Origin of the sequence: Leisingera sp. ANG-S5 (assembly GCF_000813925.1) — a bacterium.
GTDB lineage: Bacteria > Pseudomonadota > Alphaproteobacteria > Rhodobacterales > Rhodobacteraceae > Leisingera.
In genome coordinates, this window is the sequence record NZ_JWLH01000002.1 from 151,097 (window position 1) to 171,249 (window position 20,153).

The window sequence follows — 20,153 nt, forward strand, 5'->3', positions numbered from 1 at the left end:
CAAATCGCAGCGGCTTTTTTGATGTTCGCGTGAGTGGTGTTCCGTGAGCGGCCGGATCAGGCCGGGTTGTTTTCCCGGTAATAGGCCAGCGCGTCGCGCTCTGTGCCGTCGGGCAGGATGCAGACGCCGATGGTGCCCGCCTTGCCGCTGCGCAGCACGTAACTGCCGCCGGTCTGCACGCAATAGGCCTCTTCCGGGCTGGTGTAGACGACTTCCTCTTCCTGCTGGGCGCAGGCGCTGAGCGCTGCGGCCCCGGCAACCGCAAGGGCGGCAAATCTCATTGACTTCAGCATCGCAAACTCCCTCGTTTCATAACGCAATCGTGATATGAGGCTGGCAGGCAATTTTATTGCGGGCAAGCGCGGCCTTGAAAAAGCGTGGTTTTCGGCTGCTTTGTGCCAAGAGAGCCGGGGATATCACCTAATCTCAACTTGAATGTTACCACCCCCGGCCATTAGCTTGGGGCGAGAAATCCGGGCCCGAATTCCGGACAAAGGAGGTCATGGCAGATGAACACCGCTCGAGCAGCGGCGCGGGTGCGCGCCAAGGACAGAGTGACCCCGCTGCAGGCCGCCGCCGCGCTTGCTTTTGGTATGATCCTGGCGCTGGCCGCTGCGACACTGGCCAAGGCGGATGAGACAATCATCAAGGCGCATGGCTTTGCCGAGTTCGGGGAGCTGAAATACCAGGAAGGTTTCGCTCATTTCGATTACGTCAATCCAGAAGCCCCCAAAGGCGGTGAACTGTCGATTTCCGCAGTCGGCACCTTTGACAGCATGAACCCGTTCACCCGCAAGGGCCGCGCCGGGATGCTTGCCTCCAGCCACTACGAAAGCCTGCTGGTGGAATCCTATGACGAGCCCGGTTCATACTACGGGCTGGTCGCCGAAAGCCTGGAATACCCCGAAAGCCAGGACTGGGTGATTTTCAACCTGCGGCCTGAGGCCAGGTTCTCAGACGGTACACCTGTCACCGCCGAGGACGTCGTATTCTCCCACAACATCCTGCTGGATCAGGGGCTGAAGTCCTATGCCGAGGCCGTCCGCAAACGCATCCCCAAGGCAGAGGCGCTGGGCCCGCACCGGGTCAAATTCCACTTTTCCCCGGATTTTCCGCGCCGGGCGATGATCTCCCAGGTTGGTGGCACGCCAGTGTTTTCCAAAGCCTGGTTCGAGGCGGACCCGGAAAACCGCCGCATTGACGAGCCACGCCTCGATCCGGGCATCGGCTCCGGGCCTTATGTGCTGGAAAGCGCTGATGTGAACCAACGCATCGTTTACAAGCGCAACCCGGACTACTGGGGCAAGGATCTGAACGTGAATACCGGCCGCCACAACTACGACCGCATCCGGGTCGAGTACTTCGGCGATGCAATCGCTGCAATGGAAGGCTTCAAGGCTGGTGTCTACACGCTGCGTACGGAAAGCAATTCGAAGAGCTGGGCAACCGCTTATGACTTTGCCGCGGTTGACAACGGTCTGGTAATCAAAGCGGAAATTCCAGACGGAAATGTGCCTGCTGCCGCCGGTTTCGTGATGAACCTGCTGAGGCCCAAGTTTCAGGACATCCGTGTGCGCGAGGCGATGCAGCTGGCGTTCAATTTCGAATGGACCAACGAAAGCCTGCAATACGGGCTGTTCCGGCATCGCTCCTCTTTCTGGCAGGACACGCCACTGGCTGCCACCGGCCTGCCAGAGGGCCGCGAGAAAGAGTTGCTGGAGGCGCTCGGCGATCAGATCGACCCGTCTATTTTGACGTCGGAGCCGGTGATGGCGCATGCCTCCAAGGCGTCGCGCCCCGGCGACCGCAAGAACCTGCGCCGGGGAATGAAGCTGCTGGACGAGGCCGGCTGGACCGTCGGCGATGACGGCATGCGCCGCAACGCAGAAGGCACACCGCTGAAGATCGAATTCCTTGTGGACAGCCCCACCATCGAGCGCATCGTGCAGCCCTATGTCGCGAACCTGCGCACCATGGGTGTGGATGCGGTGGTCAACCGGGTCGATTACGCCCAGTTTACCAGCCGCCGCCGGGAAAAGGAGATCGACATGATTTTCACTGCTTTCCCGATGTCATTGGAGCCGTCGACCGGTCTGCAACAGTATTTCGGCTCGGAGGCGCATGAGTATTCGGTGTTCAACCCGGCCGGGCTGGCCGATCCGGCAGTAGACGTGCTGATTGATGGCGTTATCGAGGCCAAAACCCTGGAAGACCTGCGTGCTAATGTGCGTGCTTTGGACCGGGTGCTGCGGGCCAAGAGGTTCATGGTGCCAACCTGGTATCTGGATGTGAACTGGGTTGCCTATTGGGACATGTACCGCCAGCCGGAAAACCTGCCGCCCTATGACACCGGCCTGCTGGACCTGTGGTGGATTGATGCGGCGCGCGAGGCGGAACTCAAAGCCGCCGGCGCGCTGCGGTAAGGGACCTGAGATGGCAGCCTATATCCTCCGGCGTCTGCTGCTGGTGATCCCGACGCTGTTCGGCATCCTGGTGGTGAACTTTGCCTTGGTTCAGTTTGTGCCCGGCGGCCCCGTGGAGCAGATCATTGCCCAGCTCGAGGGCGGCGGCGACGTATTCGAGGGCTTTGCCGGCGGCGGCGGCGATACTGGCACCGAGGCGATCAGCTCCAATGACAATTACGCCGGCCGCCAGGGCCTGCCGCCGGAGCTGATCAAGGAGCTGGAAGAACAGTTCGGCCTCGACAAGCCGCCTTTGGAACGCTTTCTGACCATGCTCGGCAACTACGCCACCTTCGATTTCGGCGAGAGTTATTTCCGCAAGATCGGTGTCACCGATCTGGTGCTGGAAAAGATGCCGGTGTCCATTTCGCTGGGCCTGTGGTCAACGCTGATCGCCTATCTGATCTCGATCCCGCTGGGCATCCGCAAGGCGATGCGCGACGGCTCGCCGTTCGACACCTGGACCAGCGGCGTGATCATTGCCGCCTACGCGATCCCCGGCTTCCTCTTTGCCATCATGCTGCTGGTGCTGTTTGCCGGCGGCTCCTACTGGCAGATTTTCCCGCTCCGCGGCCTGACCTCGGACAACTGGGAGAACCTCAGCCTGTTCGGCAAAATCGCCGACTATTTCTGGCACATCGCGCTGCCGGTCACCGCTTCCACTATCGCCGCCTTTGCAACGCTGACTTTGCTCACCAAGAACTCCTTCCTCGACGAGATCAAAAAACAATACGTGATGACCGCCCGCGCCAAGGGCCTCAGCGAGAACCGCGTGCTTTATGGCCATGTGTTCCGCAACGCGATGCTGATCGTGATTGCAGGCTTCCCGGCGGTGTTCATCGGTGTGTTCTTCGCAGGCTCCCTGATCATCGAGACGATCTTCTCGCTCGACGGCCTCGGCCGCCTCGGGTTCGAGGCCGCGGTGGCGCGCGATTACCCGGTGATGTTCGGCACCATGTATATCTTCGGCCTGATGGGGCTGGTGGTCGGCATCATCTCCGACCTGATGTATGTGGTGGTCGACCCGCGCATCGACTTTGAAAAGCGGGAGGGCTGATCCATGGCGCTCTCCCCGCTGAACCAGCGCCGCTGGCGCAACTTCTGCCGCAACCGCCGGGCCTTTTGGTCGCTGTGGATCTTTGCGGTGCTGTTTGGCTTGTCGCTGTTTGCCGAGTTCATCGCCAACGACAAGCCAATCCTCGTCAGCTACCGCGGCGAGGTCTATGCGCCGGTGTTCAACTTCTACCCGGAAACCAAATTCGGCGGCGATTTCCAGACAGAGGCGGTCTATTCCGACCCGGAGGTCGAATGCCTGATCCGTTCCGGCGGGGTGGAGGACTGCTTTGATGAGCCGGACACCATTCTGGAAGACATCGCCGCCGGCACCTATGCGGCAGATGATTTTCACGAAGGCTGGACCCTGTGGCCGCCGATCCCCTACAGCTTCAACACCACCGTGGACCGCCCCGGCGCGGCACCGCTGCCGCCTGGCGGGCTGAACCTCCTGGGCACCGATGATACCAAGCGTGACGTGCTGGCGCGGGTGATCTACGGCTTCCGCCTGTCGATCCTGTTCACCCTGATGGTGACCGGCGCCGCCAGCCTCATCGGCATTCTGGCCGGTGCGGTGCAGGGCTATTTCGGCGGCCTCACCGATCTGGTGTTCCAGCGGGTGATCGAGGTCTGGGGCTCGGTGAACTCGCTCTATGTCATCATCATCATGTTTGCGATCCTGGGCCGCAGCTTTTGGCTCTTGGTGTTCCTGATGGTGCTGTTTGGCTGGACCGCGCTGGTCGGCGTGGTGCGGGCCGAGTTCCTGCGAGCCCGCAACCTGGAATACGTCCGCGCCGCCAAGGCGCTGGGGGTCGGCAACCTGACCATCATGTTCCGCCACATGCTGCCCAACGCGATGGTGGCGACGCTCACGATGCTGCCCTTCATCATCACCGGCACCATTGGCCTGCTGGCGGGGCTCGATTTCCTCGGCTTCGGCCTGCCGTCCTCCGCGCCGTCGCTCGGCGAACTAACGCTGCAGGCCAAACAGAACCTGGAGGCGCCCTGGCTTGCCTTCACCGCCTTCTTCACCTTTGCCATCATGCTGTCGCTCCTGATCTTCATCTTCGAGGGCGTGCGCGATGCCTTTGATCCGCGGAAGACGTTTTCATGAATGTTTGGACGTTCACTCCAAAGCGATCCTCTCTACTGTATTGGGGTAGCAACGCTGTCTTGGCGTTGCTGGCGTTGTTTGTAGTGCGTGAAGCTTGGGAAACTCCCAGGCCGCCAGGAAAGCTCTGGTTTGAAGGTCTTTCGTATCTCTTTTTTCTTTTGTTTGCCCCCGGAACGCTTTCGTTGCTTGCGAGCGGGTTCGTGATTGCTTTTAGGATCGAACCTCCAACTTTGCTGAGGATTTGGTCGTATGCTGCTGCAGCTTTCTACATTTTTGCAATCTATGCGATCTATACGGCCTCTTCGCTATGACTGATCATCCCCTCCTGAACGTCCAGAACCTCCGCGTCTCCTTCCGCCAGGACGGCAAGGTGACCGAGGCCGTGCGCGGCGTCTCCTTCTCTGTCGGCCGCGGCGAAACCGTCGCGCTGGTGGGCGAGAGCGGCTCTGGCAAATCGGTCTCAGCCCTGTCCACCGTCTCGCTCTTGGGCGACAGCGCCATGGTGAGCGGTTCCGTCACCTATGATGGCAACGAGATGGTCGGCGCCAGCGAGCGCCACTTGATGCAGGTGCGCGGCAATGACATCAGCTTCATCTTCCAGGAGCCGATGACCTCGCTCAATCCGCTGCACACCATCGAACGGCAGCTGGAGGAATCCCTGGCTCTGCACCAGGGGCTGGCCGGCAAATCCGCCCGCGCCCGCATTCTGGAGCTCTTGGAAAAGGTCGGCATCCGCGACGCAGAAAACCGGCTGACCTCCTACCCGCATCAGCTGTCGGGCGGCCAGCGGCAGCGGGTGATGATCGCCATGGCGCTCGCGAACAAACCCGACATCCTGATCGCCGATGAGCCGACCACGGCGCTCGACGTGACCATCCAGGCGCAGATCCTCGACCTTCTGGCGGAGCTGAAGGAAAGCGAGGGCATGGGGCTGCTGTTCATCACCCATGACCTCGGCATCGTGCGCCGTATCGCTGACCGGGTCTGCGTGATGAAAAGCGGTGAGATCGTCGAGGAAGGCCCGGCAGCCGAAATCTTCGCCAACCCGCAGCACCCCTACACGCAGAAACTGCTGGCGGCCGAACCCTCCGGCCAGCCGCAGCCGGTGGCCCCGGACGCGCAGGAACTGGTGGCCGCCAAAGACCTCAAGGTCTGGTTCCCGATCCAGCGCGGGCTTCTGAAGCGCACTGTAGGCCATGTGAAAGCGGTGAACCCGATGTCGGTCTCGGTCCGGGCGGGTGAAACCCTGGGCATCGTCGGTGAAAGTGGCTCCGGCAAGACCACTCTGGCGCTCGCCATCATGCGGCTGATCGCGTCGGAGGGCGCGGTCACCTTCCAGGGCCAGGACCTGCGCAAGTGGTCCACCCGCGACCTGCGCGCCTTGCGCAAGGACATGCAGATCGTGTTCCAGGACCCGTTCGGCTCTCTCAGCCCGCGGATGACCTGCGCCCAGATCATTTCCGAGGGTCTGGCGATCCACAAGGTGGACCAGCACCGCGACACCCGCGAACTGGTGGCGGAGGTGATGACGGAGGTGGGCCTGGATCCCGCGGCGATGGACCGCTACCCGCATGAGTTCTCCGGCGGCCAGCGCCAGCGGATTGCGATTGCCCGCGCCATGGTGCTGCGCCCGAAACTGGTAGTGCTGGATGAGCCGACCTCGGCGCTGGACATGACGGTGCAGGTGCAGATTGTCGAGCTGCTGCGCGATCTGCAGACACGTTATGGGCTGGCCTATCTATTCATCTCTCACGACCTCAACGTGGTGCGGGCGATGTCGCATCAGGTCGTGGTGATGAATCAGGGCGACGTTGTGGAAACCGGCGCGGCAGAGGAGCTGTTTGCCAACCCAAAACAGGACTATACCCGCAGGCTGCTGGCCGCGGCGGGTTGAACCGCTCCCGAGTTAACCCTCTGGCAGGCTTTGCAGCATCTATGCGTTCGCACTTCACGCAACGCCCAGAAATTGCGGCAGCGCGGTTGACCAAATGTTTCGCGCGCGAAACATTTAGACAGCATTGCTGACCTATTCAGAAGCCGTTGAAAAGCACCGGAACCCTCCCGCGCCCGCAAGTGCCCCGGCTGCGCCAGGACCCCTTGGCGGCCTTGGGCGAGGCTCAGCGCCCAGGGCGCTGAGCCTCGCCCAACGGGAGCGCTGCGCCCAAAGGCGCGGCGGCGACGGGCGGGAGAACTCCTCCCCGGCAGAAAGGGATCAGATGGCGGTGCTGTGGCCTGCGTGGTTCAGGTCATAGGCGTCAAAGCTGCGGGCGATCATCCGGGTCAGCGGGCGGGCTTCCTCACGGATGCTCAACCCCTTGGCAGAGACCTCCAGCATCCCCGGAAAGGCTGCGCCGGCCTCTGCAAACAACCGGTCCAGATTTGCCTCGGTGACGGCAAACCGCGACAGTATCTCCTCGCGGCAGATGCGGAAATCGCACATCAGCGCCTCAATCAGCCGCGCCCGCAACAGGTCCTCGCCGCCAAAGGCATGGCCGCGGGCGGTGGCGAATTGCCCGTCGCGGATGGAGCGCACATAGGCCGAGGTCGCAGGCGCGTTTTGCGCATAGCCTTGCGGGAACCGCGAAATGGCTGAGGCGCCGATGCCGATCAGCACCTCTGCCGGATCGTCGGTGTAGCCCTGGAAATTGCGGCGCAGGCGCCCGGTCCGCTGCGCCACCGCCAGCCCGTCATGCGGCCGCGCGAAATGGTCGATGCCGATCTCCCGGTAGCCGTCCCACTGGAACAGCTGGCGGGCGGTCTCAAACAGCTCCAGCCGCGCCTCTGGGGTGGGCAGCGCATCGGAGCGGATCATGCTTTGGCGTCCGGCCATCCAGGGCACATGGGCATAGCCGTAGACCGCCACCCGGTCCGGCGTCAGCGACAGCAGCTTCTGCACGCTTTCGGTCATGATCGCGGATGTCTGATGCGGCAGGCCATAGAGGATATCGGCATTGAGGCTGCGGATCCCATGTGCGCGCAGCTGCTCAATGGCGGCGCGTGTGGCCTCAAAACTCTGGATACGGCCGATCGCCTGCTGGATGGTGCTGTCAAAATCCTGCACCCCGACAGAAGCGCGGTTCATGCCTGCCTCGGCCAGCGCGTCCAGCCGCCGGTCCCCGATCTCGTTCGGGTCGATCTCAACCGAGAACTCGGCCCGCGGCGCCAGAGGAATGGCCGTGGCGATCGTGCTCGCCAGTTCACGGATTATATCCGCACTCAGCAAAGTCGGGGTGCCGCCGCCCCAATGCAGGCGCGACAGGGTGATGCCCTCCGGCAACTGCGCCTTCAAGAGCGCAATCTCGGCTTTCAGAACCTGAACATAGGCCTCAACCGGGGCGTCGGAATGGGTGCCCTGCGTTCGGCAGGCGCAGAACCAGCACAACCTGCGGCAGAAGGGCACATGCAAATACAGCGAGATGCTGCTGCCCGGTGAAATCTTTGAAACCCAACTGGAAAACTGCGCGGGATCAGTGTCCTTGCCGAAGTGCGGCGCGGTGGGATAGCTGGTATAGCGCGGCACTTTGGCGTCAAACAAACCCAGTTCGGCCAATTGAGCTTTCTGTTCCATTCAATTACCGTTATGGCAGCGCGCGAACCAGAGCCTTGACCCAGATCAAACGGACCAGCGAATGAACGCTCCCATTATGTCACAATCCAGATGCGGCGATTGCCCGATCCGTCACCGTGCCGTGTGCGCGCGCTGCAACGCGGATGAGCTGGAAGCGCTGGACGCGATCAAATACTACCGCACCTATGAGGCTGGCCAGCCGATCATCTGGTCCGGTGACGTGATGAACTTCGTGGGCTCCGTGGTTTCCGGCATCGCTTCCCTGACCCAGACGATGGAGGACGGGCGCACCCAGATGGTGGGCCTGTTGCTGCCCAGCGATTTTGTCGGCCGTCCGGGCCGTGAAGGCGCGGCTTACGATGTGGCGGCAACCACCGATGTGGTGATGTGCTGCTTCCGCAAGAAGCCCTTTGAGGAGCTGATGGAGCGCACCCCGCATATCGCGCACCGGCTGCTGGAGATGACCCTGGATGAACTCGACGCCGCGCGCGAGTGGATGCTGGTGCTGGGCCGCAAGACCGCACGCGAGAAGATCGCGAGCCTCTTGGCAATCATCGCCCGCCGCGATGCCACGCTGACGCCGGGCGGCGCCACCAACCGGATGGTGTTCGACCTGCCGCTGACGCGGGAGGCGATGGCAGACTACCTGGGCCTGACGCTGGAAACCGTGAGCCGCCAGATTTCGGCGCTTAAACGCGACGGTATCATCGAGCTGGAAGGCAAGCGTCATGTGACCGTGCCGGATATGCGCCGCCTGATGGAAGAAGCGGGCGACGACAGCGACGGCGGCTTCCTCGGCTGAAGCCGCCTTTTCCCTTTATCCTCTAACTGTTATCCATCAGCCAGCGCGCCACCCGCGCCGCCGGGCTGCGCGGGCCGGAGGGGCGCAGGCTCCATAGCCTCAATTCGCGGGGCAGCTCTGCTTTGACCGCAAACGGCGCCACCAGCTTGCCGCTGTCCAACAGCGGCGCAACCAGCGCCTGATGGCCGATCAATACACCCGCACCATTGACGGTCTCCTCCACTGCCAGCGAGTAGAGCGAGTATTCCGGCCCCCGCAGGTGCAGGGTCTCGCCGGGGCAGGCGGCCTGCAGCCAATATTCCCAATCCTGCGCCCAGACCGCGTCTGACAGGCAGGGCACGTTCTGCAGGTCCGCAGGAGTGCGCAGCTGCTCTGCCAGCGCGGGGGCGCAGACCGGGAAGATCACGTCCTGCTCAATCACCCCCCCCTGATCGCCGCCGTAGAACAGGCACAGGTCGTAGGGCGTACGCTTCAGGTTCGGCGGTTCCTCGGTGGCTGTGACTGAGACCACCATCTCCGGCATCGCCGCGCGCAAGGCAGGCAGGCGCGGCGACAGCCAGAACTGGGCAATCGCGGGCAGGGTGGCGATGTGGACGGTGCATGGCTGGGCTTCTTCGCGCAAGGTGCGGGTGGCGGCGTTCAATTGGTCGAAGGCCGCTGTGAACTCCGGCAGCACCCGCGCACCAAGCGCCGTCAGCGTCACCTGTTTCGGGCGGCGGTGGAACAGCTGTGCCTGCAGCGCGTCCTCCAGCGATTTGATCTGGGCCGAGACCGCGCCGGGGGTCACCCCCAGCTCCTGCGCGGCCGCAGAGAACCCGCCGAGCCGGGCGGCGGCCTCAAAGGCGCGCAAGGCGGTCAGCGGCAGCGATTGGGCAGGGGGCGGGGAAACAGCCATGGCTTAGCCTCAATTTTTCTAGCCCTAGTTTTCTGGAAAACTGATTTGCGCGCAAGGGGGCATTGGCGGTTTGATGGGGGCAGAGAGAAACCCGCCACTGCGCGAAGGAGACAGACCATGACAGAGCTTGCCCGCCGCAACTGGGTGCCCGCCGCCTGCGAAGACTACGTGCAGACCGTGGCCGCCAAGACCGCCGCTGCCACCAGCGCAGAGACCGCTGCGCGGCTGACCGCGCTGGCAGACCGCAATGCGGAGATTCACGACCGCGACTGCTTCAACCTGAACCCGGCCACCAATGTGATGAACCCGGCGGCAGAGGCGCTGCTGGCAACCGGCCTTGGAAGCCGCCCGTCGCTGGGCTATCCCGGCGACAAATACGAGATGGGGCTGGAGGCCATCGAGGAGATCGAGGTGATCGCTGCCGAGATCGCGGCACAGGTCTTCAATGCGCGCTATGCGGAGATCCGGGTGGGATCTGGCGCGCTGGCCAATCTCTATGGCTTCATGGCGCTGACCAAACCCGGTGATGCAATCATTGCACCGCCCGCCGCGGTGGGCGGGCATGTCACCCATCACGCGGGCGGCTGTGCCGGGCTTTACGGGCTGCAAACCCATCCGGCGCCGGTGGACGGCGATGGCTATACCGTCGATCTGGACGCGCTGCGCGATCTGGCGCGCGAGGTGCATCCCAAACTGATCACCATCGGCGGCAGCCTCAACCTGTTCCCGCATCCGGTGCCGGAGATACGGGCGATTGCGGATGAGGTGGGCGCCAAGGTGCTGTTCGACGCAGCCCACCAGTGCGGCATGATCGCGGGCGGCCATTGGGGCAACCCGCTGGAGCAGGGCGCGCATCTGATGACGATGAGCACCTACAAGAGCCTGGGCGGCCCGGCTGGCGGGCTGATCGTCACCAACGATGCGGACATCGCCGAGCGGCTGGATGCCATCGCCTTTCCCGGCATGACTGCAAACTTTGATGCAGCAAAGTCGGCGGCGCTGGCGATGAGCCTGTTGGACTGGGTGGAGCATGGCGCGGGCTATGCCAAGGCAATGGCAGATCTGTCGCTGGCCCTGGCCAAGGCGCTGGCCGGGCAGGGGCTGCCGGTCTTTGCCGCTGCGCGCGGCATGACCCAGTCGCATCAGTTTGCACTGGAGGCGGCGGAGTTCGGTGGCGGCCAGGCGGCATCGAAGCATCTGCGCAAGGCAGGCTTCCTGGCCTGCGGCATCGGCCTGCCCATCGCGGAGGTGCCGGGCGACATGAACGGGCTGCGCATCGGCACGCCGGAACTGGTGCGCCGGGGTGTCACCCTAGCGGATGCGCCCAAGCTCGCAGACCTGATCGCCCGGGCCATTCGGGCAAAGGACCCGGCAGCCATGGCGGCAGAGGTTGCCGCGTACCGCGCCGGTTTCCAGCGGATGCACTACGTCCGTTGAGGCTGAACGCCAAAGCGGCGCTCTCCCGCACCCGCGCGTGACCGGCTGTGCCGGACCCGCTGGCGGCTTTGGGCCAGGCTCGGCGCGGCGCGCCGAGCCTGGCCCAACGGGAGGATGCCTTGCCGCAGGAAAGGCGGACGAAGGGCGGGAGAGGTTCTGGCTGCCGGACCTGACGGCAGCGGGTGACCCGGAGCCGCGGTTGTGTTCTACTATTGCGGTAACAACACATGGAGGCGGCAATGCAGTTTGGAAGTCTGATCGGGATGCTGATCATCGGGGCGCTGGCGGGCTGGTTGTCAGGCAAGATCATGCAGGGGCGCGGCTTTGGCATCCTTGGCAATATCATCGTCGGCGTGGTCGGTGCCTTCCTGGCCGGCACCATCTTTCCGGCGCTGGGGTTTGCCGCGGGCGGCGGCTTTTTCTGGTCGCTGATCCACGCCACCATCGGCGCGGTGATCCTGCTGTTCCTGATCGGCCTGATACGCAAGGCAAGCTAGGTCCAGCCGCGGAAACGAAAAAGGCGCCCTGCGGGGCGCCTTTCTGTTGTGTAACCTGGCTGGCCCTAGTGCGCCATCAGCACCGGCACCGCGGCTTGTTCCAGCATGTTGCGGGTGGCGCCGCCCAGGATCGCCTCGCGGAAGCGGGAATGGCCATAGGCGCCCATCACGATCAGGTCGGCGGCAGTGTCAGCGGCGTGGCGGTTCAGCACGTCCGACACCCGGGTCAGCGTCTTGCTGAGCACGTCGATCTCGCAATTGACCCCGTGGCGGGCCAGCATCTGCGCCAGCATGCCGCCGGGATCGGAGCGTTCGGGGCCATGCTGCGGCGGGTCGATCACCGCGATGCGGACCAGTTCCGCGCCCTGCAGGAACGGCATCGCACGGCGGATCGAGGTCATTGCCTCGATGCTTTCGTTCCACGCGACCAGTACAGTCTTGGGCTGCTTCAGCGGCGCGCCCTTGTCCGGCACCACCAGCACCGGCGCGCGGCCTTCGAACAGGGCGGCTTCGACGATTGGTTCTGCCTCTGCACGCTTGCCTGATCCATAGGGCTGGCCCAGCACCACCAGATCGGAGAACCGTGCCTGACGGGCCACATGGCGGCCGATGTCGGCGATTTGGGCAACGCCGCTGTCGGTGCCGTAGGCCACGCCCGCCTGCTGCAGGATCGCATCGGCCCGGGCCTGAACCTCTTCGGCCTCTTCCTGCGCCCGGGCGAGGGTTTCCTGCAGCACCATCGCATTGGCGCCGGCATAGTAGTATCCTGTCTGGGTGCGGTCCACTCCGAGGCAGAGCGCATCGGCATGGGCGCCGAATTCCTCAGCCAGGGCCGCAATTTGCGCCAAAGGCGCCGCTGCGGTGTCCGCAGCTGTCAGAACGGTAAGTAAGGACTTGTAGGACATTGACACCTCTCGGCGGAAAGTGCACCGCAATCCTGACGGGTGCTGGTGCGTGGAGTTTCACTGCTCGGGAAGAAGTGTCACATGTTGCCCGGAAATGTCTTGATGCAGATCAAGGCGGCAGAAAGGCGCGTTTTGCATGAAGGGCGCGGTCTAATAACGTCTCCGGTTTCGCAAGAATCGCGGGGGCATGGCAAAGGGACGCAAGATGTCTAATTATATCAAGCTGATAGCGCTTGGTCTGGTCACGCTGTTTGCGATGATCGGCACCAATTACGCGCGGGATCTGGCTTACCAGGTGCACGCGATCATCGTGATGATCGTGGCTGGCGGCCTGTTTCTCTACACTTTGCGCAGAACCGACGAGCCGAAAATGGCACCCGCCGGTCTGGAAAATGAGTATTTCGACAGCGTGATCCGCGCTGGCACGATTGCAACCGCCTTCTGGGGTGTGGTCGGGTTCCTGGCGGGAACCTTCATCGCGTTTCAGCTGGCGTTTCCGGCGCTGAACTTCGAATGGGCCGAGGGCCTGGCCAACTTTGGCCGCCTGCGCCCGCTGCATACCTCTGCGGTGATCTTTGCCTTTGGCGGCAACGCGCTGATTGCGACCTCCTTTTATGTGGTGCAGCGGACCTCCGCGGCGCGCCTTTGGGGCGGCAACCTGGCCTGGTTCGTGTTCTGGGGCTACCAGCTGTTCATCGTGCTGGCGGCAACCGGCTATCTGCTGGGCGGCACCCAATCTAAGGAATACGCCGAGCCCGAATGGTACGTCGACCTGTGGCTGACCATCGTCTGGGTGGCCTATCTGGCAGTGTTCCTGGGCACCATCATCAAGCGCAAGGAGCCGCATATCTATGTGGCGAACTGGTTCTACCTGTCCTTCATCGTCACCGTGGCGATGCTGCACCTGATCAACAACATGACCATCCCGGTTTCGATCTGGGGCTCCAAGTCGGTCATCGTGTGGCCGGGCGTGCAGGATGCTATGATCCAGTGGTGGTACGGCCACAACGCTGTGGGCTTCTTCCTGACCGCGGGCTTCCTGGGCATGATGTATTACTTCATCCCGAAACAGGCCGAGCGTCCGGTGTTCTCCTACAAGCTGTCGATCATCCACTTCTGGGCGCTGATCTTCCTCTATATCTGGGCCGGTCCGCACCACCTGCACTACACCGCGCTGCCGGATTGGGCCTCGACCCTGGGCATGGTGATGTCGGTGATCCTGTGGATGCCTTCCTGGGGCGGCATGATCAACGGCCTGATGACCCTGTCGGGCGCTTGGGACAAGCTGCGCACCGACCCGGTGATCCGGATGATGGTGATCTCGCTGGGCTTCTACGGCATGTCCACCTTTGAGGGCCCGATGATGTCGATCCGCGCGGTGAACTCGCTGTCGCACTACACCGACTGGACCATTGGCCACGTGCATTCCGGCGCGCTGGGCTGGAACGGCATGATCACCTTCGGCGCGCTCTACTATCTGGTGCCGGCGCTGTGGAAGCGTGAGAGCCTGTACAGCCTGCGCCTGGTCTCCTGGCACTTCTGGCTCGCCACCATGGGCATCATTCTCTATGCCGCATCGATGTGGGTGACCGGTATCATGGAAGGCCTGATGTGGCGTGAAGTGGACGCCAACGGCTTCCTGGTGAACTCCTTTGCCGACACCGTGGCAGCGAAGTTCCCGATGTATGTGGTGCGGGGCTTGGGCGGGGTGATGTTCCTCGCGGGTTCCATCATCATGTGCTACAACCTGTGGATGACGGTCCGTAAGGCGCCGGCCAAAGAGGCCAGCCTGACGGTCCAGGTCCCGGCTGAATAAGGAGCCAGGAAGCTATGTCTATTCTCGACAAACATAAGATCCTCGAGACCAACGCGACCCTGCTGCTGATCTTCAGCTTCCTGGTCGTGACCATCGGCGGCCTGGTGCAGATCGCACCGCTGTTCTACCTGGAAAACACCATCGAGAAGGTGGAGGGCATGCGTCCCTACACCCCGCTCGAGATGGCGGGCCGCGAGGTCTACATCCGGGAAGGCTGCTATGTCTGCCACAGCCAGATGATCCGTCCGATGCGCGACGAGGTCGAGCGTTACGGCCACTACTCGCTGGCAGCGGAGTCGATGTACGACCGTCCGTTCCAGTGGGGTTCCAAGCGGACCGGGCCGGATCTGGCCCGCGTCGGCGGCCGCTACTCGGATGAGTGGCACGCAGACCACCTGCGCGACCCGCAGTCGGTGGTGCCGGAATCGGTGATGCCGAAGTACGGTTTCCTCGAGGAGAAGAAGATCGACGGTAAATACATCGGCGACATCATGGCCACCAACGCGCTGCTGGGCACGCCCTACAGCGACGAGATGATCGAGGCTGCGCAGGCTGACTTCCGCGCCCAGGCCGACCCGGACAGCGACTATGACGGGCTGCTGGAGCGCTACGGTGAGGACATCAACGTGCGCAACTTTGACGGCCAGCCGGGGATCTCCGAGGCCGATGCGCTGATCGCTTATCTGCAGATGCTGGGCACGCTGGTCGACTTCTCGACCTTCACCCCGGACGCGAGCCGCTGAGGGAGGATGGTATGGAACTCTACACACTCCTCAGGCAGTTCGCCGACAGCTGGATGCTGCTGTTCCTGTTCACCTTTTTCATTGGTGTGATTGTCTGGGCGTTCCGCCCGGGCAGCACCAAGGCCTACAAGGACACCGCAAACATTCCGTTCCGGCATGACGACGCACCTGCGCCCAGCCAGGACCAACCCGCCGCGACTAAGGAGGCGAGGGCATGAGCAAGAAATCGCAGAAATTCGAAGGCGATCCGAACACCACCGGCCACGAGTGGGACGGGATTGAGGAATTCGACAACCCGATGCCGCGCTGGTGGCTGTGGACCTTCTATGCCACCATCATCTGGGGCGTCCTTTACACCATCGCCTATCCGGCCTGGCCGCTGATCAACGGCGCCACCGCGGGGGTGCTTGGCTGGTCGACCCGGGCCGATGTCGCGGCGGAGATCACCGCGGTGGAAGAAGCCAACGCGCCGGTCAATGCCAAGCTGGAGGCGGCTGAGCTGACCGCCATCGCGGAAGATGCGGAACTGGGTCCCTATGCGGTATCCGCGGGTTCTGCCGTGTTCAAGACCTGGTGCGCCCAGTGTCACGGTTCTGGTGCGGCTGGCGCCAAGGGCTATCCGAACCTGTTGGACGACGACTGGCTCTGGGGCGGCTCGGTGGAGGATATCCACGCCACCATCACCCACGGGATCCGCAACGAGGACAGCGACGAAGCGCGCTATTCCGAGATGCCTGCCTTTGGCCGCGACGAGCTGCTTGAGAAAGAGGAAATCTCTCAGGTGGTCAACTATGTGATGTCGCTGTCGGGCGAGCCTCAGGATGCGTCCAAGGTCGAGGCCGGTTCGGTTGTCTTTGCCGACAACTGTGCCTCCTGCCACATGGAAGACGGCACCGGTGACCGCGCGCAGGGCGCGCCGAACCTGGCGGATGCGATCTGGCTCTATGGCGGCGACTACGGCACGCTGACCGAGACTGTCAGCAACTCGCGCTATGGCGTGATGCCGGCCTGGAACACCCGCCTGACAGAGGCGCAGATCCGCGCGGTGTCGGCCTATGTCCACCAGCTGGGCGGCGGCGAATAAGCCAGGCCCGGATTGGCGGGAAAGCAGAAAGGGCCGCCCCCAAGGGCGGCCCTTTTTCGTTGCGCCGGCGGTGCAGGATGAGCGGATCCTGACCTGGGAACCGGGAAAAGCGGATTTATTGCAAGCCCCCTTGAAACCGGATGGGGTGCGATATCATTTTCTGCGCAAGCACCCACTGAAAGCGCCCGGCGCAGGCATTGCCGGACCGGCAGGTGAGCGGTGCAGGCTGTGCGGCCTTGGACACGACATGGCCGACCTTGGAGACGTTCCTTCTTGTTTGAAGTCTGGCTGCCGCTTCTGGGCGGGCTGTTGCTGCTGATCCTTGGCGGCGAGTTTCTGGTGCGCGGCGCCGTGCGCGTGGCGGAGCGGTTCAGGGTGTCGCCGCTGGTGATTGGCCTGACCCTGGTGGGCTTTGGCACCTCTGCGCCGGAACTGGTGACCTCGGTCCGGGCGGCGCTGGCCGGGGCGCCGGGGATCGCCTATGGCAATATCACCGGTTCCAACATTGCCAATATACTGCTGATTGCCGGCGTGTCGGCGCTGATCGCACCTATAGCGGTGCAGTCGGCGGCGCTGCGGCGCGATGGTGGAGTCATGCTGGCGGCTACGGTGATCTTTGCTGCGCTTGCCGCAACGGTTCCGGTGACGCGGACTGCCGGGCTGGCCTTTGTGCTGGCACTGGCGGTCTATGTCTGGTTCGCCATCCGGCAGGAACGGACAGCACCTGCTGCAGAGCACGGAGCATTGTTTGACAAGGCCGCCGCGCTGGAGGGGGTGGATCCGGCAGTTTCACCTGCACACACGGCCAGACTGCCGCTGTGGCGCCCGCTTGCCACGGCGCTGGGCGGGCTGGTGCTGGTGCTCGGCGGCGGCGGGCTGCTGGTCGACGGGGCGGTGCAGCTGGCGCGGATGATGCAGGTGTCCGAAACGGTGATCGGCCTGACGATTGTGGCGGTAGGCACCTCGGCACCGGAACTTGCGACCTCGGTTGCAGCCGCGCTGCGGCGGCAGGGAGAGATGGCATTCGGCAACATCATCGGTTCCAACATTTACAACCTGATGGGCATCGGCGGCGCCACTGCATTGATCGCCCCGTCAGAGGTGCCGGAGCGGATTGCCGGTTTCGGCAACGTGGTCATGCTGGGCATTACAGTGGCGTTTCTGACCTTGGCCTGGACCGGCTTGCGGGTGTCCCGGTGCGAGGGGGCGGTGCTGCTGGCAGGATATGGTGCCTATGTCTGGTGGCTGTGGCCCGTCTGAGCGGCCTCAGCCCATAGACGTCATCGATTTGCGCTTGCTGGCACGGGCGGCGTCGGTGCGGGCACTCCACCAGGCGATGCCGCCCCAAAGCACAACGTAGAAGACGCCTGTGGCCAGCACCAGCTCCCCCGGGAAGGGGCCGATGTCGGCGCGGTCCAGCGCTTGCTGCCAGGAGGTCACACCAGTGGGGTGCACCGCCAGCTTGCCCGCATAGGCCAGCGACTGGATCAGCAGGATCCAGAAATAGTTGCGCCGGATCCGCCGCCCGATCGCGGTCATCACGCCGACATGGTACTCGGGCCGCAAATAATCGGCGGCCAGAACGTCCTGCCAGTGCTCCTCCAGGTGCAGGTCGCCCTCTACCAGCATCGGGGTATAGAAATGCGTCTCCAGCCAGCGGGCGCGGGCGCGGAACACATTGAAATAGCGGTAGCGCCGGGCTTCCAGCATCAGGAAGAAGATGATCAGAACGCCGACCAGGATCAGCGGCAGCGGCGAGGCCTCGGGCGAGGAATAGGAGATCGACAGCGCCACGCCCAGTGTTACCACCGACCAGTTGGTGGTGGTGTCGAGCCGGGTGCGCCAGACCGTGCTGCGATAAATCTCTCCGCGGTACAGATGCGCAAGTGCTCCGACTTCATCCGGTGACAGCGGTGCGCGGGCACCGGCCGCCGTCTGTTCGCGCTGTGACGTGTCCATGAAACAAGGGTAAGTTTTTTGGCGCAGCCGGGCAAATTATTTGCGCCAGTTTGATCCGCATCAAACTGCAGATGCCGCAATCGGGGTAAAACCGCAGATGAAAGAGATTGCTGCTTGGCTAGTACCCCTCCTGGGCAGCAAGAAATCCCGCGAGGCCGACGTGCAGGCCAAACGGGCCATGCGCCGGTTTTCCGATCTGTTCGCGCGTTTCCTGGAAAACCGGCGCTTTTTTCTTTTCAAATCTTCTGCGGGTTGACGCAGCGGACCTGCATCGGCCGGCCGCGCAGCCATGCAGCGAGCCTGGCCAGCAGCCCCGGTGCGCGCGGCGGGGCCTGATAGGCGCGCGGCAGCGGTTTTGCCGGCGGCAGATCGCGCAGCCGCACACAGTCCTGGCGGGCGGCGGTCATCATCGAGCGGGCATAGATATCATTCAGCATGTCACGGCCTCCTGTTCTGGCGTGTGGTCCTGACTCTTGCCTGAACAGGCGATTCCTGCGAGTTAAGAAGAATGTCGCTATGTAAGGTGTAATTACATATGGATTGGATGCACATGCCGCCGCTTGCGGCGCTCAGAGCCTTTGCTGCCTTTGCCGAGACCGGAAATGTGGTGCAGGCGGGCGCTGCGCTGAATGTGAGTCACGCTGCCATCAGCCAGCAGCTGCGGGCGCTGGAGGCGCATCTGGGCGCAGCGCTCTTGGACCGCAGCGGCCGGGCGCTGACGCTGACCGCTGACGGCGAACATCTGGCGCGGGCGCTGCAACTGGGGTTCGGCGCGATCGAAGCGGCGGTGCTGGATATCTCTGCCGCCGGCGCCGCCCGGCCGCTGCATGTCACCTGCACGCCGATGTTTGCGGCCCATTGGCTGATGCCGCGGCTGGCGGATTTTCAGGCGGCGCATCCCGAGATCGATCTGGTGCTCGACCCGAGAGGCGAGATCGTCGAGCTGAAGCCCGGCGGTATCGACATTGCGATCCGTTATGGCGGTGGAGCGTGGCCAGGGCTGGAGGCCCGGATGCTGCTCCAGTCGCCAATGGTTGTGATCGCGGCGGACAGCCTGCTGCGCGGGCGCCGGGTGGCGGCACCGGAGGACTTGCTGGATCTGCCCTGGCTGGAGGAGCTGGGCACGACGGAGGCTTCGCGCTGGCTGGAATCGCGGGGCGTCAAGGACAGTCTGCGCGGCCCTCGAACCCGGCTGCCCGGTAACCTGCTGATGCAGGCGGTCCGTGCGGGGCAGGGGGTTGCGGTCAGCGTGCAGGCATTTGTCGCCGAGGACCTGCAGACCGGCCGCCTGCTGGCCCTGTTCACCGAAGGCGAAAACTTAGGCTATCACATTGCAACCCGCAAAGGCGTGCTCCGCCCGGAGGCCCGCAGTTTCACCGCCTGGCTCAGCCGCCAAGCTGGCATCTGAAGCCTGTGCAGAGCAAGAACCAGCTCTTTGAAGCCGATTTTTACCTTGTTTCGCTATGTCAGGAGGCCGATGGCTGGGGTGGTAGGATTCGAACCTACGGTACACGGTACCAAAAACCGCTGCCTTACCACTTGGCTACACCCCATCGGTGAGGCGCTGTCTAAAGTTTGTTTCGGGGGGGTGCAAGAGGGTTTTTGAAAAAAAATGCAGATCTTCTTTCGGCGGCTCCGGAAATCGCCCCGTTGTCCGCGCTGAGGTACCGGGCCGGGTGCTGAAAGATGTTGAAAAACAGTGTTGATTCAATGCGATGGTCGATCATCCGGGAGGCGGTTTCGGGGGGCGGGCGGCCCGGAAATGCGACGTTGCGGAGGCCGCGGATGACGGCGGAAAAGGCGCGAAGCTGCGGTGGG

The 20,153-nt window shown here is 63.4% G+C and carries 20 protein-coding genes and 1 tRNA gene; 14 read left to right on the forward strand and 7 right to left on the reverse strand.

Annotated elements, in window-relative coordinates; genetic code table 11:
• Positions 1 to 56: 56 nt before the first annotated feature.
• Positions 57 to 293, reverse strand: coding sequence for a putative hemolysin (locus RA25_RS04310; RefSeq protein WP_019298218.1), 237 nt, complete (start codon positions 291 to 293; stop codon positions 57 to 59).
• 216 nt (positions 294 to 509) lie between these two features.
• On the opposite strand from RA25_RS04310, the gene RA25_RS04315 reads away from it, so the two are divergent.
• The 4 genes from RA25_RS04315 (at position 510) to RA25_RS04335 (ending at position 6,523) form a co-directional block, all read left to right on the forward strand.
• Positions 510 to 2,423, forward strand: coding sequence for an extracellular solute-binding protein (locus RA25_RS04315; protein WP_039170494.1), 1,914 nt, complete (start codon positions 510 to 512; stop codon positions 2,421 to 2,423).
• A gap of 10 nt (positions 2,424 to 2,433) precedes the next feature.
• The gene (locus RA25_RS04320) at positions 2,434 to 3,519 is read left to right on the forward strand and encodes a microcin C ABC transporter permease YejB (protein ID WP_039170495.1); all 1,086 of its coding nucleotides are present in this window, start codon (positions 2,434 to 2,436) and stop codon (positions 3,517 to 3,519) included.
• A 3-nt stretch (positions 3,520 to 3,522) separates the two neighbouring features.
• Complete coding sequence (locus RA25_RS04325; RefSeq protein ID WP_039170496.1) at positions 3,523 to 4,629, forward strand: ABC transporter permease; 1,107 nt, start codon at positions 3,523 to 3,525, stop codon at positions 4,627 to 4,629.
• A 307-nt stretch (positions 4,630 to 4,936) separates the two neighbouring features.
• On the forward strand, positions 4,937 to 6,523 hold the full coding sequence (locus tag RA25_RS04335; RefSeq protein WP_039170498.1) for an ABC transporter ATP-binding protein: 1,587 nt from the start codon (positions 4,937 to 4,939) through the stop codon (positions 6,521 to 6,523).
• Between the two features lie 318 nt (positions 6,524 to 6,841).
• On the opposite strand, the gene hemN is transcribed toward RA25_RS04335, so the two are convergent.
• Positions 6,842 to 8,197, reverse strand: a complete 1,356-nt coding sequence (gene hemN, locus RA25_RS04340) for an oxygen-independent coproporphyrinogen III oxidase (protein ID WP_039170499.1) — start codon at positions 8,195 to 8,197, stop codon at positions 6,842 to 6,844.
• A 61-nt stretch (positions 8,198 to 8,258) separates the two neighbouring features.
• Between hemN and fnrL the strand changes: the two genes are divergently transcribed.
• Positions 8,259 to 8,999, forward strand: coding sequence for a transcriptional regulator FnrL (gene fnrL, locus RA25_RS04345; protein WP_019298212.1), 741 nt, complete (start codon positions 8,259 to 8,261; stop codon positions 8,997 to 8,999).
• 22 nt (positions 9,000 to 9,021) lie between these two features.
• Here fnrL and RA25_RS04350 read toward each other — a convergent pair whose 3' ends face one another.
• Positions 9,022 to 9,894: a LysR family transcriptional regulator gene (locus RA25_RS04350; RefSeq protein ID WP_039170500.1), complete on the reverse strand. Its 873-nt coding sequence runs from the start codon at positions 9,892 to 9,894 to the stop codon at positions 9,022 to 9,024.
• 117 nt (positions 9,895 to 10,011) lie between these two features.
• Between RA25_RS04350 and RA25_RS04355 the strand changes: the two genes are divergently transcribed.
• A complete protein-coding gene (locus RA25_RS04355; RefSeq protein WP_039170501.1) occupies positions 10,012 to 11,331 on the forward strand; it encodes a serine hydroxymethyltransferase in 1,320 nt (439 codons plus the stop codon).
• Positions 11,332 to 11,570: 239 nt separating this feature from the next.
• Positions 11,571 to 11,828 (forward strand): GlsB/YeaQ/YmgE family stress response membrane protein, encoded by a 258-nt coding sequence (locus RA25_RS04360; protein ID WP_029205031.1) that lies wholly within the window; start codon positions 11,571 to 11,573, stop codon positions 11,826 to 11,828.
• A 65-nt stretch (positions 11,829 to 11,893) separates the two neighbouring features.
• On the opposite strand, the gene RA25_RS04365 is transcribed toward RA25_RS04360, so the two are convergent.
• Positions 11,894 to 12,733, reverse strand: a complete 840-nt coding sequence (locus tag RA25_RS04365) for a universal stress protein (protein ID WP_019298208.1) — start codon at positions 12,731 to 12,733, stop codon at positions 11,894 to 11,896.
• Positions 12,734 to 12,938: 205 nt separating this feature from the next.
• On the opposite strand from RA25_RS04365, the gene ccoN reads away from it, so the two are divergent.
• From ccoN to RA25_RS04390, 5 genes are all read left to right on the forward strand, one after another.
• A complete protein-coding gene (gene ccoN, locus RA25_RS04370) occupies positions 12,939 to 14,549 on the forward strand; it encodes a cytochrome-c oxidase, cbb3-type subunit I (protein WP_029205030.1) in 1,611 nt (536 codons plus the stop codon).
• A gap of 14 nt (positions 14,550 to 14,563) precedes the next feature.
• Entirely contained in the window at positions 14,564 to 15,292 is a 729-nt protein-coding gene (gene ccoO, locus RA25_RS04375) for a cytochrome-c oxidase, cbb3-type subunit II (protein ID WP_039170502.1), read from the forward strand.
• 11 nt (positions 15,293 to 15,303) lie between these two features.
• Positions 15,304 to 15,510: a CcoQ/FixQ family Cbb3-type cytochrome c oxidase assembly chaperone gene (locus tag RA25_RS04380; RefSeq protein WP_019298205.1), complete on the forward strand. Its 207-nt coding sequence runs from the start codon at positions 15,304 to 15,306 to the stop codon at positions 15,508 to 15,510.
• Positions 15,507 to 16,376, forward strand: a complete 870-nt coding sequence (gene ccoP / locus RA25_RS04385; RefSeq protein WP_039170503.1) for a cytochrome-c oxidase, cbb3-type subunit III — start codon at positions 15,507 to 15,509, stop codon at positions 16,374 to 16,376. The genes RA25_RS04380 and ccoP overlap by 4 nt, the downstream gene beginning before the upstream one ends.
• Positions 16,377 to 16,649: 273 nt before the next feature.
• Positions 16,650 to 17,636 carry a calcium/sodium antiporter gene (locus tag RA25_RS04390; protein WP_039170504.1) on the forward strand — a complete coding sequence of 329 codons (987 nt, stop codon included), beginning with the start codon at positions 16,650 to 16,652 and terminating at the stop codon, positions 17,634 to 17,636.
• Positions 17,637 to 17,642: 6 nt separating this feature from the next.
• On the opposite strand, the gene RA25_RS04395 is transcribed toward RA25_RS04390, so the two are convergent.
• Entirely contained in the window at positions 17,643 to 18,335 is a 693-nt protein-coding gene (locus RA25_RS04395; RefSeq protein ID WP_039152584.1) for a DUF2270 domain-containing protein, read from the reverse strand.
• Positions 18,336 to 18,375: 40 nt separating this feature from the next.
• Here RA25_RS04395 and RA25_RS04400 point away from each other — a divergent pair, with 40 nt between their 5' ends.
• Entirely contained in the window at positions 18,376 to 18,591 is a 216-nt protein-coding gene (locus RA25_RS04400) for a hypothetical protein (protein WP_039170505.1), read from the forward strand.
• Here the strand turns inward: RA25_RS04400 and RA25_RS04405 are convergent.
• Positions 18,572 to 18,772 (reverse strand): hypothetical protein, encoded by a 201-nt coding sequence (locus RA25_RS04405; protein WP_019298200.1) that lies wholly within the window; start codon positions 18,770 to 18,772, stop codon positions 18,572 to 18,574. The genes RA25_RS04400 and RA25_RS04405 overlap by 20 nt on opposite strands.
• A 98-nt stretch (positions 18,773 to 18,870) precedes the next feature.
• Between RA25_RS04405 and RA25_RS04410 the strand changes: the two genes are divergently transcribed.
• Entirely contained in the window at positions 18,871 to 19,743 is an 873-nt protein-coding gene (locus RA25_RS04410) for a LysR family transcriptional regulator (RefSeq protein ID WP_039170506.1), read from the forward strand.
• Between the two features lie 70 nt (positions 19,744 to 19,813).
• Here the strand turns inward: RA25_RS04410 and RA25_RS04415 are convergent.
• A tRNA-Gln gene (locus tag RA25_RS04415) sits at positions 19,814 to 19,888 on the reverse strand.
• Between the last annotated feature and the right edge of the window lie 265 nt (positions 19,889 to 20,153).

Excerpts from the sequence above, each read along its gene's own strand:
- RA25_RS04315 (WP_039170494.1), top strand. The coding sequence starts at position 510 with ATGAACACCGCTCGAGCAGCGGCGCGGGTGCGCGCCAAGGACAGAGTG.
- RA25_RS04405 (WP_019298200.1), bottom strand. The coding sequence starts at position 18,772 with ATGCTGAATGATATCTATGCCCGCTCGATGATGACCGCCGCCCGCCAG.
- ccoP (WP_039170503.1), top strand. The coding sequence starts at position 15,507 with ATGAGCAAGAAATCGCAGAAATTCGAAGGCGATCCGAACACCACCGGC.
- RA25_RS04310 (WP_019298218.1), bottom strand. The coding sequence starts at position 293 with ATGCTGAAGTCAATGAGATTTGCCGCCCTTGCGGTTGCCGGGGCCGCA.
- ccoO (WP_039170502.1), top strand. The coding sequence starts at position 14,564 with ATGTCTATTCTCGACAAACATAAGATCCTCGAGACCAACGCGACCCTG.
- RA25_RS04410 (WP_039170506.1), top strand. The coding sequence starts at position 18,871 with ATGGATTGGATGCACATGCCGCCGCTTGCGGCGCTCAGAGCCTTTGCT.
- RA25_RS04320 (WP_039170495.1), top strand. The coding sequence starts at position 2,434 with ATGGCAGCCTATATCCTCCGGCGTCTGCTGCTGGTGATCCCGACGCTG.
- RA25_RS04380 (WP_019298205.1), top strand. The coding sequence starts at position 15,304 with ATGGAACTCTACACACTCCTCAGGCAGTTCGCCGACAGCTGGATGCTG.
- RA25_RS04360 (WP_029205031.1), top strand. The coding sequence starts at position 11,571 with ATGCAGTTTGGAAGTCTGATCGGGATGCTGATCATCGGGGCGCTGGCG.
- RA25_RS04365 (WP_019298208.1), bottom strand. The coding sequence starts at position 12,733 with ATGTCCTACAAGTCCTTACTTACCGTTCTGACAGCTGCGGACACCGCA.
- fnrL (WP_019298212.1), top strand. The coding sequence starts at position 8,259 with ATGAACGCTCCCATTATGTCACAATCCAGATGCGGCGATTGCCCGATC.
- RA25_RS04350 (WP_039170500.1), bottom strand. The coding sequence starts at position 9,894 with ATGGCTGTTTCCCCGCCCCCTGCCCAATCGCTGCCGCTGACCGCCTTG.
- RA25_RS04395 (WP_039152584.1), bottom strand. The coding sequence starts at position 18,335 with ATGGACACGTCACAGCGCGAACAGACGGCGGCCGGTGCCCGCGCACCG.
- RA25_RS04355 (WP_039170501.1), top strand. The coding sequence starts at position 10,012 with ATGACAGAGCTTGCCCGCCGCAACTGGGTGCCCGCCGCCTGCGAAGAC.
- RA25_RS04335 (WP_039170498.1), top strand. The coding sequence starts at position 4,937 with ATGACTGATCATCCCCTCCTGAACGTCCAGAACCTCCGCGTCTCCTTC.
- RA25_RS04325 (WP_039170496.1), top strand. The coding sequence starts at position 3,523 with ATGGCGCTCTCCCCGCTGAACCAGCGCCGCTGGCGCAACTTCTGCCGC.
- ccoN (WP_029205030.1), top strand. The coding sequence starts at position 12,939 with ATGTCTAATTATATCAAGCTGATAGCGCTTGGTCTGGTCACGCTGTTT.
- hemN (WP_039170499.1), bottom strand. The coding sequence starts at position 8,197 with ATGGAACAGAAAGCTCAATTGGCCGAACTGGGTTTGTTTGACGCCAAA.